Genomic DNA, 15,549 nt, shown 5'->3' with positions numbered 1-15,549 from the left:
GTGGTGCAGAGCCCCACCTGCCGGGCATTCTCAGCAGTGGTGATTTTTTATCCAGCGCACGGGATCGCGCGCCACCAACGCAAACGCCCCGCTCAAGGCGGGGCGTTGCGGGCATCAACCGGCGATGCGATCAGACGTTGAAGCGGAAATGCAGGATGTCGCCTTCCTGGACGCGATATTCCTTGCCTTCCAGGCGCAGGCGACCGGCTTCCTTGGCGCCGGCTTCGCCCTTGTACTTGATGAAGTCGTCATAGGCGATGGTTTCAGCGCGGATGAAGCCCTTCTCAAAGTCGGTGTGGATCACCGCGGCGGCCTGCGGCGCGGTGGCGCCCTTGCGCACGGTCCAGGCGCGGACTTCCTTCACGCCAGCGGTGAAGTAGGTCTGCAGGCCCAGCAGCTGGTAAGCGGCGTAGATCACGCGGTTCAGACCCGGCTCGGACAGGCCCAGGTCGGCCAGGAAGGTGTCGCGGTCTTCGTCGTCCAGCTGCGACAGCTCTTCCTCGATCGCCGCCGACACCGGCACAACCTGCGCGCCTTCCTCGGCGGCACGGGCGCGCACGGCGTCCAGGTGCGGGTTGTTCTCGAAGCCGTCTTCCAGCACGTTGGCGATGTACATCACCGGCTTGAGGGTCAGCAGGAACAGGTCGCGGACCAGCGCCTTCTCTTCCTCGTCCAGGCCGGCGGTACGACCGGCCTTGCCGTCGGCCAGCGCGGCCTGCAGCTTGGCCAGCACCGGCTTGCGCGCGGCCGCTTCCTTGTCGCCGCCCTTGGCGGCGCGCTCGGCGCGATTCAGCGCCTTTTCGACGCTGTCCAGATCGGCCAGGGCCAGTTCGGTATCGATGGTATCGATGTCCGACAGCGGGTCGACCTTGTTGTTGACGTGGATGACGTCGGCGTTCTCGAAGCAGCGCACCACGTGGGTGATCGCGTCCACCTCGCGGATGTGGGCCAGGAACTTGTTGCCCAGCCCTTCACCACTGGCGGCACCGGCGACCAGGCCGGCAATGTCCACGAACTCCACTGCAGTCGGGATGACCTTCTGCGGGTTGATGATCGCGGCCAGCTCGTTCAGGCGCGGGTCCGGCACCGGCACGATGCCGACGTTCGGTTCGATCGTGCAGAACGGGAAGTTGGCCGCGGCGATGCCCGCCTTGGTCAGCGCATTGAACAGGGTCGATTTGCCGACGTTGGGCAGACCGACGATGCCGCATTTGATACCCATCTTTGACAGCCTCTGGGGTGGTAGGTACCGACCGTGGATCGGTACACCGTGGTTATTTCGGGGTGTGCAGGCGTTTCATCGCCTCACTGTAATCGCCGCATACCGCCAGCGGCAGCACGTCGATCGCATCGTCGATGGCGTGGCCGATCAGCACATCGTCGTCCTTGCTCGCGCGGCCCAGCACCCACGGCACCACGCGGTCCTTGTGACCGGGGTGACCGATGCCGATGCGCAGGCGGTGGAACCGGCCGTGGCCCAGCAGGCGGATGGTGTCGCGCAGGCCGTTCTGGCCGCCATGGCCGCCGTCGAACTTGAGCCGTGCCACGCCGGGCGGCAGGTCCAGCTCATCGTGCGCCAGCAGGGTCTGTTCCGGTTCGATCTTCCAGAAACGCTGTGCGGCAGTAACCGACTTGCCACTGAGATTCATGAAGGTGGCGGGCTTGAGCAGCCACACCGCCTGCCCGGCGATGTCGACCTTGGCGGTCTCGCCGAACAACTTGCTGTCCACGCTCCAACGCGCGCCGGCCTGTGCGACCAGGGCGTCAATGAAACGAAACCCGGCATTGTGCCGGGTCTGGGCGTGCTCGGGTCCGGGGTTGCCCAGACCAACGATCAATCGCAATCCTGTCATCACTCTTCTTCGTCGGTACCCGCCCTGTGCCGGTACATACAGAAACGGCGCCTGCCCCGGAGGACAGGCGCCGCAATACCTTACTCTGCGGCCGGCGCTTCGTCGGCAGCGTCTTCCTTGCCGTGCTTGGCGGTGACGATCGCATCGTCATGGTCCTTGCCCTGGGCCAGGGCCGGGATCTCAACGCCCTTGGGCAGCTTGATATCCGACAGGTAGACCACGTCGCCAGCCTTCAGCTCGCTCAGGTCGACGTCGATCGACTCCGGCAGGTCCTTCGGCAGGCAGGTGACAGTCACTTCCTTCAGTTCGTGGGTGACCACGACGTCGGCAGCCTTGCCAGCCGGCGAGGTGTCTTCGTTGATGAAGTGCAGCGGGACGTTGGCGGTCAGGGCCTCGTTCTCGTTCACGCGCAGGAAATCCAGGTGGATGATCAGCTGCTTGAACGGGTGGCGCTGCATGTCACGCAGCAGCACCTTGGTGACCTGGCCGTCCAGGTTCAGGTTCAGGATGGACGAGTAGAACCACTCGTTCTGCTGGGCCAGCCAGATCTGGTTGTGGTCCAGGTTGATGTTGATCGGCGCGGCTTCGCCGCCGTACACGACGGCCGGGATCACGCCGGCGTGACGCAGGCGGCGGCTCGCACCCTTGCCCTGCACGTCACGAGCGGTGACCTTGATTTCATGGGTCTTGGACATTGTATTGACTACCAGTTGGTGCCTTGCCCGAGGGCTTGGCGAATGAGGGCACGTCCGCGACCAGACGTACCCGGGACCCGACCACCGTTGCCGGTGGCCGGAAAAAAATCAATCCACGTACAGCGAGCTGACCGATTCGCCGAAGGCGATGCGGCGCATCGTCTCGGCCAGCATTTCCGCCACGCTGAGCTGGCGGATCTTGCTGCACACCCGCGCCTCTTCGCGCAGCGGGATGGTGTCGGTCACCACCAGCTCATCGAGCTGGGAGTTGTTGATGTTGTCCACCGCCGGGCCCGAGAGCACGGCGTGGGTGCAATACGCGGCCACCTTCAGGGCGCCACGCGCCTTCAGCGCTGCGGCAGCCGCACACAGGGTGCCGGCGGTATCGACGATGTCATCGACCATCACGCAGGTCTTGCCTTCGACGTCACCGATGATGTTCATCACGGTGGAGACGTTGGCGCGCGGCCGGCGCTTGTCGATGATCGCCAGGTCGGCATCGTCCAGGCGCTTGGCGACGGCACGTGCACGCACCACGCCACCCACGTCCGGGGACACCACGATCAGGTTTTCGGTGCCGTAGGCGCGCCAGATATCGGCGAGCAGCAGCGGCGAGGCATACACGTTGTCCACCGGCATGTCGAAGAAGCCCTGGATCTGGTCGGCATGCAGATCCACCGTCAGTACCCGGTCGGCGCCGACGGCGCTGAACATCTTGGCGGCGACCTTGGCGGTGATCGGCACGCGCGAGGAACGCATGCGGCGATCCTGGCGCGAGTAGCCGAAGTACGGCACCACGGCGGTGACGCTGTTGACCGAGGCGCGCTTGAGTGCATCGATCAGCACCAGCAGCTCCATCAGGTTTTCCGCGCTGGGCGCGCAGGTCGGCTGGATCACGAACACGTCCTGCTTGCGGACGTTTTCTTCGATCTCGACCTGCACTTCACCATCGGAGAAGCGCGACACCAATGCCTTGCCCGGCCGCACCCCCAGTTCCTTGCAGATGCTCTGCGCAAGGCGCTTGTTGGCGTTGCCGGAAAATACCAGCAGGTTGGGGTGATCTTGCATCATGACGGTCTCGGGCGGGAGCGATTGGAGAACTCGGCCGCCGGCACCCTGGAGTGTCTGCGGTGACAACACCGCGAGACATCGGCCGTGCCCGCGCAGGCGTGCGCATGGGAACGCGGCTGATATCCGCAAGTGGCAGGGGCGGGAGGATTCGAACCTCCGAATGCCAGGATCAAAACCTGGTGCCTTGGGCCTCTTGGCGACGCCCCTGCATCAAAATCAATAACGCTCGAGTACATCAAGCAACGGCGAACGCTCCACGCCCGCCACTACCCATGCCCGCAGTTCCTTCGGCAACCGCGCCAGGCCCTGCTCTGCAGCAGCGCGCGTGGCGAACTCGACGAAACAACCGCTTCCCGACCCGGTGAGTCGTGCCCGGCCGATCCTGCTCAACGTCGCAAGCACTGCCTCTACGGCGGGCTCGCGGCGGCGCAATACCGGCTCGAACGCATTCCCGAGCAAAGACCCGGAAGCGAAGTCCGCTATTTTCGCCACTGGGGCGTCTCGCGTCAAATCCGGATCCGCGAAAAGTCGCGGCGTGGGCACATGCACCCCCGGATCGGCCAGTACAAACCAGGCCGGGGGTAGCGCGATCGCGGTGAGCTGCTCGCCCACGCCTTCGGCCCAGGCGTTGTGCCCGCGCACGAAGACCGGCACGTCCGCGCCCAGCTCCAGGCCCAGCGCGGCCAGGGTATCGACGTCCATGCCCGCGTTCCACAGCCGGTTCAGTGCGACCAGCACGGTGGCCGCATCGGACGATCCCCCGCCAAAGCCGCCGCCGGCCGGAATGTGTTTTTCGACACCAATATCGGCACCTTGGCCGACATTGGCGGCATTCTTGAGAAGATGCGCTGCACGGATGGCCAGGTCGTCGGCTTCTGCCACCCCTGCCACCGACGCGCCTTCACGCTGGATCCGTCCGTCCTCACGCACCCGCAGCCGGATCTGGTCGCCCCAGTCGAGCAGCCGGAACACCGTCTGCAGCTGGTGGTAGCCATCGGCGCGGCGGCCGGTGATGTGCAGGAACAGGTTGAGCTTGGCCGGGGCCGGCCACTGCGACCAGCCCGCATTCAGGTCCAGGCCGCTCATGGGCTGCGCAGCACCCAGCTGTCGACTACCAGGCGCACTTTGGCATCGCCGTTGACTGCTTCGATCCGGCGCGGCAGCATCGGGCGATCGCCTTCGGCCGGGTACCAGTCCAGGTACTGGATCTGCCAGCCCATCTGCACGACCCGGCGCGGACGGCCATCACCATCGCGCTCGACCTGCTCGGCCGGGGCGGTGTCATCGGCCACCAGGCCACGCACCCAGTCCGGCAGTTGATTGACCGGGATGTCCCAGCCGGTCGCATCCAACAGCACCTGTTGGGCGTCCTCGCCTTCCCGCGGACCGCCGTCCAGACCTTCCAGGCGACCCCCTTCGTGGTGGCTGTCTCCGGTCAGCTTCCAGCTCTGGCGGGTCACCGGCGCACTCAGCTCGACCACGTACTGGCGATCCCGCTGCTGCCAGTCGATGCGGCCATTGCCGCCATTGCGCCCCTTGTTGATCGCCACGCGGCCCTGGAACGACCACTGCGGCTGCGTGCGCAGCGCTGCCACGCGGGCGGCTTCGGCCTGCTGTGCCTGCGCCGACACGGTCGTCACCACGGCCGGGGCGGACGGGGCCTTGCGCTCGTCCAGCGACACACAGGCCGACAACGTCAGCCCCATCGCCAGCGCGGCGCCGGCCTTGAGCAGCTGCAGATTCATACGCCGTATTTCTCGATCACGCGCTGCAGGGCGCGGTTGTCAGGGTCCAGCTTGCGTGCCTCGTCGAAGAAACGCCGCGCCTCTTCCTTGCGGCCCAGCACCCACAGCACCTCGCCCACATGCGCGGCGATCTCCGGGTCCTTGGCCAGGGTCCAGGCGCGGCGCAGCTGCACCAACGCCTCTTCGTTGCGGCCCAGGCGATACAGCACCCAGCCGTAGCTGTCGACGATGGCCGCATTGTCCGGCTCGGCGACGCGGGCGCGGTCGATCAGCTCCAGCGCCTCCTGATAGCGCTGGGTACGGTCGGCCAGGGTGTAGCCCAGCGCATTGAGCGCGGCCACGTTTTCCGGATCGGTCACCAGCACCTTGCGCAGGTCGGCTTCGGCGCGTGGTACATCGTCGCGGCGTTCCCAGGCCAGGGCGCGCGCGTACAGCAGCGCGCCCTCATCGGGATACGCGGCCAGGCCACGGGCCAGGGCGTCCAGTTCGCCGGGCAGGTCCTCGCCGCGCTGGCGCAGCTCGGCCTCCAGCAGGTAGGCATCGCGGCGGGCGTCGTCATCGACGCTGGCATCGGACTGGATCGTGTGGACTTCGGCAAATGCCTTGTCCGTGCGCCCGGCCTCGTACTGCGCATTGGCCGCGCGCAGGCGCGCCTCGTCCAGTTCATCGCCGCCGGGCACGCTGTGGTACCAGTCCACCGCCTCGGCCGGGCGCTTCAGATACTCGGCGATCTTGCCCAGCAGCAGGCGCTGCGCCGGATCCGGCTTGGCCGCCTGCCTGGACAGATCCGTATACAGGGCCAGCAGCGCGGCATCGTCCTTCTGCTTGGCCAGCAGCGAGGCACGCATGCCCCAGGTCTGCACATCCTGCGGGCCCACCGCCAGCACGCGCGCGGCCGAACGGGCATCGCCCATGCTGTCGTAGGCGATGGCCAGCGCGTTGCGCAGCTCCGGATCCTGGCGGCTCCGGGGTTCCACCCCGTGCAGCAGCGCCAGCGCTTCGTCCTGCTTGCCGGCCTGGGCCAGCTGGCTGGCATTCAACAGCGCCACCCGCGGTTCATTGGGGAAGCGCTTGACCACTTCGTCGACCATGCGCTTGGCCAGGTCGGGGCGTTCCATGCGCATCGCCAGCCGCCCCAGTTCCTGCCAGACCTCGAGCTGGTCGGGGATCGCGTTGTCATCGACCAGGCCACCCAGCACCTGCGCCGGCACGGCTGGATCACGGCCACCGCCGATCAGCGCGGCGATGGCGAACTTCCAGCCACGCGGGTCCGGGTCCTTGAGCAGCGCACCGAGTTCGGTGCGCGCGGCCTTCACATCGTTCTGGCGCATGTCCAGCGCGGCGGCGGCGCTGCGCATGGCCAGCGAACGCGGCGCACGGGCTTCCCACAACGCCAGTGCGCGGGCGGCGCGCTTGTCATCGTCGGCGAGCATGGCGATGCGGGTGGCCCGCTCAGCCAGCCCGGCATCGTCGCTGCCGGCCTCGGCCGCCTCCAGATACCAGCGCGCGGCGTCGGCGAGCTTGCCGGCCTGCAACGCGAACTCGCCGGCCATCACCGGGGTGAGCGGCGCGGTTTCGGCCACCTTGGCCTTGGCGGACGGGGGTGTGGCGGGGGCCGTCGCCGGGGCCGCGAAGGCACTGGCGGCGGACAAGGACAGCAGCAGAACGCTGGAGATGCGAATCAATGCGGGCATCGGGGGCTTCTGGCCTTAAAATGACGACTTGAATGGCCAGCAGCTTATCGCAAGCAACTGAACAATGACCCTGTGGGTGCTCGGACTGAATCACCAGACCGCGCCAGTGGAACTGCGCGAACGCGCGTCCTTTGGCGGCGACGCCCTGCCCCAGGCATTGGCGTCGCTGCGCGATACGCCACAGGTAGCCGAGGCGGTGCTGCTGTCCACCTGCAACCGCACCGAGCTGTACGCGGTGGCCGAATCGAGCGAGGCGCTGGCGCACTGGCTGGAATCCCACGCCGGCGCGCTGCACGGGTACCTGTACCAGCATGCCGATGCCGACGCGGTGCGCCACCTGTTCCGGGTCGCCACCGGACTGGACTCGATGGTGCTGGGCGAGCCCCAGATCCTGGGCCAGGTCAAGGACGCGTGGGCGACCGCGCGCGACCACGGCCTGCTCGGCCAGCGCCTGGACCGGCTGTTCCAGCAGACCTTCTCGGTGGCCAAGCGCGCCCGCACCGATACGCGGGTGGGTGCCAACCCGGTCTCGGTAGCCTCCACTGCCGTGCGCCTGGCGCAGAACTCGTTTGCGCGGCTGGAAGACTCCACCGTGCTGCTGGTCGGCGCGGGGGAAACCATCGAGCTGGCCGCGCGCCACCTCAGCGAAGGCAAGGTGCGGCGCCTGCTCGTGGCCAACCGCACGCTGGCCCATGCGCAGGACCTGGCCAGCCGGCATGGCGGCGTGGCGCTGCCGCTGAGCGAACTGGAGCGTCACCTGGGTGAGGCCGACGTGGTGTTCTCGGCCACCGCCGCGCGCCAGCCGGTGATCGCCCGCGCGCACGTCGCCGCTGCGCTCAAGACCCGCAAGCACAAACCGATGCTGCTGTTCGACCTGGCCGTGCCGCGTGACATCGAGGCCGGCGTGGGCGACCTGCAGGATGCGTTCCTGTACACCGTCGATGACCTGGAGCGCGCGGTCGAAGACAACCGCCGCAGCCGCCGCGAAGCCGCCGCCGAAGCCGAGGCGATCATCGAACTGCAGGTCGCCCGCTTCGTGGAGACGCTGCAGGCCAGCGCCCACCAGGCGCCGCTGCTGCAACTGCGCGCCTATGGCGAGGCGACCCGCGTGGAGATGCTGGACAAGGCGCGCCAGCAACTGGCCCACGGCAAATCGCCGGAGGACGTGCTGGAACTGCTGGCCCACGGCCTGACCAACCGCCTGCTGCACCCGCCCACCGCGGCGCTGCGCGCGGCCGCGCTGACCGGCGATACTGAGTTGACCCGCGCCGCCGAGCGCCTGTTCCCGGCCAAGCCGGGTTATCAACACCCTCCTGTGAAGACCGATGACGCCGACCCTGCGCCGTAAGTTGGAAGCGCTGGCCGAACGCCGCGAAGAACTCGAACGCCTGCTTGCCGACCCTTCGGTGGTCAGCGACAACGACCGCTTCCGCGCGTTCTCGCGCGAATTCGCACAGCTGCAGCCGATCGCCACCGCGCTGGCCGACGAGGCCCGTGCCCTGTCCGACCTGGCCGCCGCCGAAGCGATGCGCAACGACCCGGACCTGCGCGAGCTGGCCGAAGAAGAAATCACCGCCGCCCAGCAACGGCTGGAACAGCTGGACCGGGACCTGGCGCTGCTGCTGGTGCCGCGCGATCCACGCGACGACGGCAACCTGTTCCTGGAAGTGCGCGCCGGGACCGGGGGCGACGAAGCGGCGATCTTCGCCGGCGATTTGTTCCGCATGTATGCCCGCTATGCCGAGCGCCAGGGCTGGAAGGTCGAGATCGAATCGGACAGCCCCGGCGAACATGGGGGCTACAAGGAAGTGGTGGCGCGCGTGGTCGGGCGTGGCGCGTATTCCAAGCTGAAGTTCGAGTCGGGCACGCACCGCGTGCAGCGGGTACCGGCCACCGAATCGCAGGGCCGCATCCATACCTCGGCCGCAACCGTGGCGATCATCCCCGAGGCCGACGAGGTCGACGAGATCGTGATCAACCCGGCCGACCTGAGGGTGGATACCTTCCGCTCGTCCGGCGCCGGTGGTCAGCACGTCAACAAGACCGAATCGGCGATCCGCATCACCCACGTGCCGTCCGGCGTGGTGGTGGAATGCCAGACCGAGCGCAGCCAGCACGCCAACCGCGACAAGGCGATGAAGCGCCTCAAGGCGCAGTTGCTGGATGCCGAGCGCAGCAAGCAGGCCGCCGCCACCGCCGAGAGCCGTCGCCTGCAGGTGGGCAGCGGTGACCGCAGCCAGCGCATCCGCACCTACAGCTTCCCGCAGGGCCGGATCACCGACCATCGCGTGGAAGGCCTGACCCTGTACGACCTGCCCAACATCATTGCCGGTGAAATGGACACGCTGGTCGAGCGCCTGATCCACGAACACCAGGCCGACGAACTGGCGCAGCTGGCGGCAGGCACCTGAGCATGGCGCCGGATCGGCAGCAGCTGCGCCTGGCGGTGCAACGCCAGCCGACCGACTTCATCGCCTGGGTGATGCTGGCCGACGCCGAGTTGGAAGCGGGCGACATCGCCGCCGGCGAACACGCCGCCACGCGTGCACTGCAATTGCGCGGCGACCATCCCGAAGCCCTGGCCCGGCTGGGCCGCGCGCGCTGGATGCAGGGCCGCCACGACGAGGCCGCCGCGCTGCTGCGCCAGGCCTCGAACCTGGCCCCGCAGCACCCGGGCATCGCCTTGTGGCTGGGCCATGCACTGGAAGACGCCGGCCAGCCCGAAGCGGCCGCCGATGCGTATCGCCATGCGCACATGCTGCTGCCCGGCGAACCCTACATCAGCGCACACCTGCTCAACTGGCAGCGCCGTCTGTGCGACTGGCGCGATATCGACCGCCTGTCGGCCCAGGTCCGCCAGGCGGTCGCGCAGGGCCAGGCGGCGGTGGAGCCGTTCGCCTTCCTCAGCGAAGAGAGCAGCGCGGCCGAACAACTGGCGTGCGCGCGCCAACGCGCGGCGGCCATTGCCGCCGACGTGCGTCCGCTGCCCGCCGCCACGGTGCGCGCGCACGGCCGCCTGCGCGTGGGCTTCCTGTCCAACGGTTTCGGCGCGCATCCGACCGGGCTGCTGACCGTGGCCCTGTTCGAGCAGCTGCGCGCGCTGGGCACACTGGAGCTGCACCTGTTCGCGCTCAATGGCGACGACGGCAGCCGCATCCGCGCGCGCCTGCACGCCGCGGCCACCCAGCTGCACGAGATCGGCGCACTGCCGCACCAGCGCATCGCCGAGCGCATCCGCGCGGCCGGCATCGATGTGCTGTTCGACCTGCGCGGCTGGGGCGGCGGCGGCACCCCGCAGGTGCTGGCGATGCGTCCGGCACCGGTGCAGGTGAACTGGCTGGCCTACCCCGGCACCGCCGGCGCGCCGTGGATCGACCACGTGCTCGCCGATGCCTTCGTGCTGCCGCCCGCGCTGGACGCCGGCTTCAGCGAAGACGTACGACGCCTGCCGCGCGCGTTCCAGCCCTCGGACAACACCCGAATACTGCAGCCGCCGCCGTCGCGCGAGGCCTGCGGGCTGCCGGCCCACGGCGTGGTGCTGTGCTGCTTCAACAACAGCTACAAACTCAATCCGCGCAGCGTGCAGCGTTTGTTCGCGGTGCTGCAGGGCGTACCCGGCAGCGTGCTGTGGCTGCTGTCCGGTCCCGGCAATGCCGATGCGCGCCTGCGCAGCGCCGCACGCCAGGCGCAGCTGGACCCGGCGCGGTTGGTGTTCATGCCCAAGCTGCCGCATCCGGAGTACCTGGCCCGCTATGCGCTGGCCGACCTGTTCCTGGACACCCACCCCTACAACGCCCACACCACCGCCTCGGACGCGCTGTGGGCCGGCTGCCCGGTGCTGACCTGCCCGGGTGCGACCTTCGCCGCGCGCGTGGCCGGCAGCCTCAACCATCACCTGGGGCTGGCGCGCATGAACGTCGCCGACGACCGCGCCTTCGTCGCCACCGCCATCGCACTCGGCAACGATCCGGCGGCCTTGCAGGCACTTCGCGCGGAGCTGGCGCAGCGCCGCGTCGACAGCGGGCTGTTCGACATGGCCGGCTTCGCCGGTGACTTCAGCGCCGCGGTCGAGACGATGGCGCGCGAACGCGGTTGGCAGGGCGCACACACGCCCTGACCCACCGCTGCGCTAGGCTCGGGCTTTCCTGTGAACGACCGAGGCACGCCGATGGGCAAGCTCAAACGCAAGGACTACCAGGCCCTGCTGGAACCGATGCAGCTGGAACTCATCGCCATGGCACGCTGGGTGCAGCACACCGGCCAACGCGTGCTGGTGCTGTTCGAAGGCCGCGACACCGCCGGCAAGGGCGGCGCCATCCAGGCCATCGCCGACCATCTCAACCCCCGCCAGTGCAGAGTGGTGGCGTTGCCCAAACCCACCGACCGCGAGAGCACGCAGTGGTACTTCCAGCGCTATGTGTCGCACCTGCCGGCCGGCGGTGAGATCGTGCTGATGGACCGCAGCTGGTACAACCGCGCCGGCGTCGAGCACGTGATGGGCTACTGCAGCGAGCCTGAGTACCACGCTTTTCTTGCGCAGACGCCGGTGTTCGAGAAACTGCTGATCGACGACGGCATCCTGCTGTTCAAGTACTGGCTCAGCGTGGACCAGGCGCAGCAGGAAAAGCGCTTCGCCGAGCGCCATGTCGACCCGCTCAAGGGCTGGAAGCTGTCACCGGTGGACCTGAAATCGCGCAGCAAGTACAGCGCGTACACCGAAGCGCGCGAGGCCATGCTGCGCGCCACCCATCGCGAGGAAGCGCCGTGGACACTGGTGGATTTCAATGACCAGAAGCGCGGCAGGCTGGGACTGATCCGCAACCTGCTCGACCGCCTGCCCGACACCCGCGTGGACGAGCCGGAGCTCGCCCTGCCGCCGTTGAAGGGCAAGCTGCACAAGGAACACTTCGACGTGTTGAAGCCGATCGAGGCGTATCCGCTGGCCGACTGACGCCGGGGGCGGCGTCAGCCGCCCTGCGCGATCCGGGTTTCGATGTCGTGCGCGGTGACCGGGCCGAGGAATTCCTTGGCGACCTTGCCGTCCGGTGCGATCAGGTAGGTCAGCGGCAACCCGCGCGGAATGGCGAAGTCTTCCGGCGGGTTGTACGTATCGACGATCACGATGGGATAGGTCACCGGACGCTTGTCCAGGAACGCCTTCATTTCCGCCGGCTCGATGTCCTCGAAGGCCAGGCCCACCACCTCGATCTCGCTGCGCATGGCATGCAGTGCCGACAACTCCGGCATCTCCTTGCGGCACGGCGCGCACCAGGTCGCCCAGAAGTTCACCACCACCCACTTGCCGCGGTGCGCGGCCAGGTCGTAGGTGCTGCCATCCAGCGCCGGCAGTGTCAGGGTCGGACGCTCGACGGTCTTGCGGTCGGTCGGTGCGGTTTCGGCCGTCGCGGGCGCCACCGGTTCAGTGACGGGCGCGGGCGGCGTTGCGGGGGCTGGCGCGGCGGCATCGGGCTGCGCGGTGGGCTTGTTGCAGGCGGCCAGCGCCAGCAGGCTCATGGCCAGCAGCAGGGGCTTGACGGTCATGGGGGCGTGTCTCCGGGAATGGAATAGATGTCGCTGACGCGACGCTTGAGCAGTTCACGCAGCGGCAACCGCAGGGTGTCCAGGGCCAGCACCGACGCCTGGCCCAGGCTGTCGTCGCGATACGGCAGGTAGGCCTCGCGGATCGGGATACGCATCTGGGTGGTTTCGTACAGATCGGCCAGGGTCAGCTTGTCCAGGTCGCGCGCCAGCAGCCACTCGCCGCGTTCGTCGCGGCGCACCACCCGGATTGCCTCCAGGTCGCAGAGCATGGTCTGCAGCAGCGAATCGGTCAGCATCGGCTCCAGCCGCAGGATCTCGTCATCGTCCAGGCTGCGTCCATCGCGGCGCGCCTGCTGGAAGCGCCCGATCAGGCGCAGCAGGCCGTAGATCTCATAGCCGGTGGGCAGGCGCAGGTCGGCCGGCTGGTAGCGGAAGGCGGCAATCGAGGAGGCCAGCGACGCCCCCAGCAGCACCGAGACCCAGCACAGGTAGATCCACAGCAGCAGGATCGGCACGAACGCAACCGTGCCATAGAGCTTCTGGTAAGACTGGAAGCTGCCCAGGTAAGCGCCCATGCCCCACTTCACCAGCTCGAGCATCACTGCGGCCAGGATCGCGCCGGGGATGGCATGGCGCCACTTCACCACATGGTGCGGCACCACCCGGTAGACCAGCATGATGCACACGAACTCGATCAGGAACGGCGCGACGGTCAGCGAAAAATTGGCCAGCCAGCGGCCTTCGCTGGTGCCGAACAACGGCAGCGCGAACACCCGCGCCGATACCGCCAGCGAGGCGGCGGCGAGCATCGCGCCCAGGGTCAGTACGGTCCAGTAGACCAGGAAGCGGGTCAGCTTGGGACGCCCGGAATTGACCCGCCAGATCTGGTTGAAGGTCTGCTCGACGCTGTTGAGGGTAATCAACAGCGACACCACCAGTGCGATGAAGCCGGCCGCGGTGAGCTGCCCCGCGCTCGCCGAGAACTGACGCAGGTAGCCTTCGGCGGCGCGGGCGGCGTTGGGCACGAAGTTGGAGAACACATAGTCGCTGAGCTGGTCGCTCCAGCGGTCGAACACCGGGAAGGCCGAGAGCACGCCGAACACCACGATGGCCAGCGGCACCAGCGCGAACACCGTGGTGTAGGCCAGCGAGGCGGCCGCCTGGAACAGGCGGTCGTCCAGGAAGCGTCGCCACAGGAAGCGACCGAAGCTGGCGGCACGCGCGCGATCACGCAGGCGCTCCATCCAGAGATTGACGGTATCAAGGGGTTCCATCGGCGCAAGGGTACCCGAAGAGGGGTGTGCGGGACTGCATCGCATCGCCATACTGGCCGCTGGTCCCAATGAGTGAAGCGCGATGGCGGAAATCCTGGTGCTGTATTACAGCCGCGGCGGTTCGGTGGCCCGGCTGGCCCGCCAGATCGCGCGTGGCATCGGCGAGGTGCCCGGCATGAGCGCGCGGCTGCGCACGGTGCCGCAGGTGGCCGCGGTGACGCAGACCGCCCGCCCGCCGGTGCCCGAAGACGGCGCGCCGTACGTGGACATCAGCGATCTTGCCGAATGCGACGGCCTGATCCTGGGCAGCCCCACCCGCTTCGGCAACATGGCCGCGCCGGTCAAGCATTTCCTGGATGGTCTGGGCGCCGAATGGGTCAATGGCACCCTGGCCGGCAAGCCGGCGGCGGTATTCACCTCGACGGCTTCGCTGCACGGCGGCCAGGAATCGACCCTGCTGTCGATGCAGGTGCCGCTGCTGCACCACGGCTGCCTGATCGTGGGCATTCCGTTCACCGAGCCCGCGTTGAGCCACACCACCACCGGCGGCACGCCGTATGGCGCCAGCCATGTGGCCGGTGCCGATGACAATCCGGTGCCGAGCGAGGATGAGGCGATCCTGGCGCGGGCGCTGGGCCGACGGGTTGCCGACATCGCGCGGCGGCTGGCATGAAGGGCCGCGCGCAGGACGCGACGCTGGCGCTGCTGCTGGTCGCGCTGGCGGCGCTGTATGCGCTGTGGTTCGCCCACGACAAGCACTGGCTGGCCACGCAGCTGGTGTTCACCCTGCCGCCGCTGCTGCTGGCCCTTGGGGTATGGCTGCGGCGCGGCAAGGCCGCCTTCTGGGCGGGCGTGCTGGCGCTGTTCTGGTTCAGCCACGGGGTGATGAGTGCCTGGAGCCACCGGGAAACGGCCGGCTGGGCCTGGGCCGAGCTGCTGCTGGCGCTGGCAGTGATCGGCGTGGCGAGCACGCCCGGGCTGCGCCGGCGCTTCGGCAAGCGCTGAACGCGCCCGTCGCCACGGCTGCGAGGCGGCGCTGGCGGTCGTATCATCTGCATCCCGGCGCGGGTTGCCCGCGCGGTTCTGACCGCTATCCAGGATGCCCGCAATGGAAGAACTACTGATCATCACCACCGGTGGCACGATCGACAAGATCTACTTCGACGACAAGTCGGATTACCAGATCGGCGATCCGCAGATCGGGATGATCCTGCGCGAGCTGGGCGTGACCTTCCGCTTCAACGTGATTCCGATTCTGCGCAAGGATTCGCTGCACATCACCGATGACGACCGCGAGTTGATCCGCGCCACCATCGCCGCGCAGCCGACCCGTCACGTGCTGGTGACGCACGGGACCGATTCGATGGTGCAGACCGGCCAGGTGCTCAAGACCATCGCCGACAAGACCATCGTGATGACCGGTGCGTTGAGCCCGGCGCGCTTCCGTGGTTCAGACGCGGAATTCAACATCGGCTGCGCGATCGGCGCGGTGCAGTCGCTGGCCAGCGGCGTCTACATCGCCATGAACGGGCGCATCTGGAATCCCGAACACGTGCGAAAGAACGTGGCCGCCAATCGGTTTGAAGAAGCCTGATCGGCTGGGGCTTCTAAAAGCCGCACTCCTCGAGCGCGCTGGGCTGGGCGGGGGTGTGTGAGATTGCGGGACACGCCGTAAA

Annotated in this window: 16 protein-coding genes and 1 tRNA gene; 7 read left to right on the top strand and 10 right to left on the bottom strand. The window is 68.0% G+C overall.

The genetic code is table 11. The features are described 5' to 3' along the window. Positions 1-130: 130 nt before the first annotated feature. From ychF to NR101_RS07225, 8 genes are all read right to left on the bottom strand, one after another. Positions 131-1,222, bottom strand: coding sequence for a redox-regulated ATPase YchF (gene ychF, locus NR101_RS07260; RefSeq protein WP_088434937.1), 1,092 nt, complete (start codon positions 1,220-1,222; stop codon positions 131-133). Positions 1,223-1,274: 52 nt separating this feature from the next. After that, positions 1,275-1,853, bottom strand: a complete 579-nt coding sequence (gene pth / locus NR101_RS07255) for an aminoacyl-tRNA hydrolase (protein ID WP_256775004.1) — start codon at positions 1,851-1,853, stop codon at positions 1,275-1,277. Between the two features lie 80 nt (positions 1,854-1,933). After that, on the bottom strand, positions 1,934-2,548 hold the full coding sequence (locus tag NR101_RS07250; RefSeq protein WP_256775003.1) for a 50S ribosomal protein L25/general stress protein Ctc: 615 nt from the start codon (positions 2,546-2,548) through the stop codon (positions 1,934-1,936). A gap of 108 nt (positions 2,549-2,656) precedes the next feature. Then, positions 2,657-3,616, bottom strand: a complete 960-nt coding sequence (locus NR101_RS07245; RefSeq protein WP_038692467.1) for a ribose-phosphate diphosphokinase — start codon at positions 3,614-3,616, stop codon at positions 2,657-2,659. 133 nt (positions 3,617-3,749) lie between these two features. Further along, positions 3,750-3,826: transfer RNA gene (locus NR101_RS07240), tRNA-Gln, on the bottom strand. 9 nt (positions 3,827-3,835) lie between these two features. After that, entirely contained in the window at positions 3,836-4,705 is an 870-nt protein-coding gene (ispE, locus tag NR101_RS07235) for a 4-(cytidine 5'-diphospho)-2-C-methyl-D-erythritol kinase (RefSeq protein ID WP_256775002.1), read from the bottom strand. Beyond that, the gene (lolB, locus tag NR101_RS07230) at positions 4,702-5,364 is read right to left on the bottom strand and encodes a lipoprotein insertase outer membrane protein LolB (protein WP_256775001.1); all 663 of its coding nucleotides are present in this window, start codon (positions 5,362-5,364) and stop codon (positions 4,702-4,704) included. Before lolB ends, ispE begins: the two co-directional genes overlap by 4 nt. Beyond that, positions 5,361-7,058, bottom strand: coding sequence for a tetratricopeptide repeat protein (locus NR101_RS07225; RefSeq protein WP_256775000.1), 1,698 nt, complete (start codon positions 7,056-7,058; stop codon positions 5,361-5,363). Before NR101_RS07225 ends, lolB begins: the two co-directional genes overlap by 4 nt. Before the next feature lie 64 nt (positions 7,059-7,122). On the opposite strand from NR101_RS07225, the gene hemA reads away from it, so the two are divergent. From hemA to ppk2, 4 genes are read left to right on the top strand one after another with little or no spacing between them, the layout of a single operon-like run. Continuing rightward, on the top strand, positions 7,123-8,406 hold the full coding sequence (hemA, locus tag NR101_RS07220; protein ID WP_256774999.1) for a glutamyl-tRNA reductase: 1,284 nt from the start codon (positions 7,123-7,125) through the stop codon (positions 8,404-8,406). Next, positions 8,384-9,469 carry a peptide chain release factor 1 gene (prfA, locus tag NR101_RS07215; RefSeq protein WP_256774998.1) on the top strand — a complete coding sequence of 362 codons (1,086 nt, stop codon included), beginning with the start codon at positions 8,384-8,386 and terminating at the stop codon, positions 9,467-9,469. The genes hemA and prfA overlap by 23 nt, the downstream gene beginning before the upstream one ends. Before the next feature lie 2 nt (positions 9,470-9,471). After that, positions 9,472-11,175 carry a tetratricopeptide repeat protein gene (locus tag NR101_RS07210; protein ID WP_256774997.1) on the top strand — a complete coding sequence of 568 codons (1,704 nt, stop codon included), beginning with the start codon at positions 9,472-9,474 and terminating at the stop codon, positions 11,173-11,175. A 51-nt stretch (positions 11,176-11,226) separates the two neighbouring features. Then, positions 11,227-12,009 carry a polyphosphate kinase 2 gene (gene ppk2 / locus NR101_RS07205; protein WP_256774996.1) on the top strand — a complete coding sequence of 261 codons (783 nt, stop codon included), beginning with the start codon at positions 11,227-11,229 and terminating at the stop codon, positions 12,007-12,009. 14 nt (positions 12,010-12,023) lie between these two features. Here the strand turns inward: ppk2 and NR101_RS07200 are convergent, their stop codons facing one another. Further along, entirely contained in the window at positions 12,024-12,599 is a 576-nt protein-coding gene (locus NR101_RS07200; RefSeq protein ID WP_256774995.1) for a TlpA disulfide reductase family protein, read from the bottom strand. Next, the gene (locus NR101_RS07195) at positions 12,596-13,873 is read right to left on the bottom strand and encodes a YihY family inner membrane protein (protein WP_256774994.1); all 1,278 of its coding nucleotides are present in this window, start codon (positions 13,871-13,873) and stop codon (positions 12,596-12,598) included. The genes NR101_RS07200 and NR101_RS07195 overlap by 4 nt, the downstream gene beginning before the upstream one ends. An 82-nt stretch (positions 13,874-13,955) precedes the next feature. On the opposite strand from NR101_RS07195, the gene wrbA reads away from it, so the two are divergent. From wrbA to NR101_RS07180, 3 genes are all read left to right on the top strand, one after another. Further along, entirely contained in the window at positions 13,956-14,546 is a 591-nt protein-coding gene (gene wrbA / locus NR101_RS07190) for an NAD(P)H:quinone oxidoreductase (protein ID WP_256774993.1), read from the top strand. Continuing rightward, on the top strand, positions 14,543-14,878 hold the full coding sequence (locus NR101_RS07185; protein WP_256774992.1) for a DUF2069 domain-containing protein: 336 nt from the start codon (positions 14,543-14,545) through the stop codon (positions 14,876-14,878). Before wrbA ends, NR101_RS07185 begins: the two co-directional genes overlap by 4 nt. 103 nt (positions 14,879-14,981) lie before the next feature. Then, positions 14,982-15,467: an asparaginase domain-containing protein gene (locus NR101_RS07180; RefSeq protein ID WP_256774991.1), complete on the top strand. Its 486-nt coding sequence runs from the start codon at positions 14,982-14,984 to the stop codon at positions 15,465-15,467. The last annotated feature ends 82 nt before the right edge of the window (positions 15,468-15,549 follow it).

Origin of the sequence: Stenotrophomonas sp. Ste86 (assembly GCF_024519465.1) — a bacterium.
GTDB lineage: Bacteria > Pseudomonadota > Gammaproteobacteria > Xanthomonadales > Xanthomonadaceae > Stenotrophomonas.
The sequence above is the reverse complement of the archived record's forward strand: the minus strand, read 5'-3'. Positions and strand labels throughout refer to the sequence as shown.

Coding starts and splice junctions, on each gene's coding strand:
- lolB (WP_256775001.1), bottom strand. CDS start 5,364: ATGAATCTGCAGCTGCTCAAGGCCGGCGCCGCGCTGGCGATGGGGCTG.
- NR101_RS07200 (WP_256774995.1), bottom strand. CDS start 12,599: ATGACCGTCAAGCCCCTGCTGCTGGCCATGAGCCTGCTGGCGCTGGCC.
- wrbA (WP_256774993.1), top strand. CDS start 13,956: ATGGCGGAAATCCTGGTGCTGTATTACAGCCGCGGCGGTTCGGTGGCC.
- pth (WP_256775004.1), bottom strand. CDS start 1,853: ATGACAGGATTGCGATTGATCGTTGGTCTGGGCAACCCCGGACCCGAG.
- ispE (WP_256775002.1), bottom strand. CDS start 4,705: ATGAGCGGCCTGGACCTGAATGCGGGCTGGTCGCAGTGGCCGGCCCCG.
- NR101_RS07210 (WP_256774997.1), top strand. CDS start 9,472: ATGGCGCCGGATCGGCAGCAGCTGCGCCTGGCGGTGCAACGCCAGCCG.
- NR101_RS07180 (WP_256774991.1), top strand. CDS start 14,982: ATGGAAGAACTACTGATCATCACCACCGGTGGCACGATCGACAAGATC.
- hemA (WP_256774999.1), top strand. CDS start 7,123: ATGACCCTGTGGGTGCTCGGACTGAATCACCAGACCGCGCCAGTGGAA.
- NR101_RS07225 (WP_256775000.1), bottom strand. CDS start 7,058: ATGCCCGCATTGATTCGCATCTCCAGCGTTCTGCTGCTGTCCTTGTCC.
- NR101_RS07245 (WP_038692467.1), bottom strand. CDS start 3,616: ATGCAAGATCACCCCAACCTGCTGGTATTTTCCGGCAACGCCAACAAG.
- NR101_RS07195 (WP_256774994.1), bottom strand. CDS start 13,873: ATGGAACCCCTTGATACCGTCAATCTCTGGATGGAGCGCCTGCGTGAT.
- NR101_RS07185 (WP_256774992.1), top strand. CDS start 14,543: ATGAAGGGCCGCGCGCAGGACGCGACGCTGGCGCTGCTGCTGGTCGCG.
- prfA (WP_256774998.1), top strand. CDS start 8,384: ATGACGCCGACCCTGCGCCGTAAGTTGGAAGCGCTGGCCGAACGCCGC.
- ychF (WP_088434937.1), bottom strand. CDS start 1,222: ATGGGTATCAAATGCGGCATCGTCGGTCTGCCCAACGTCGGCAAATCG.
- NR101_RS07250 (WP_256775003.1), bottom strand. CDS start 2,548: ATGTCCAAGACCCATGAAATCAAGGTCACCGCTCGTGACGTGCAGGGC.
- ppk2 (WP_256774996.1), top strand. CDS start 11,227: ATGGGCAAGCTCAAACGCAAGGACTACCAGGCCCTGCTGGAACCGATG.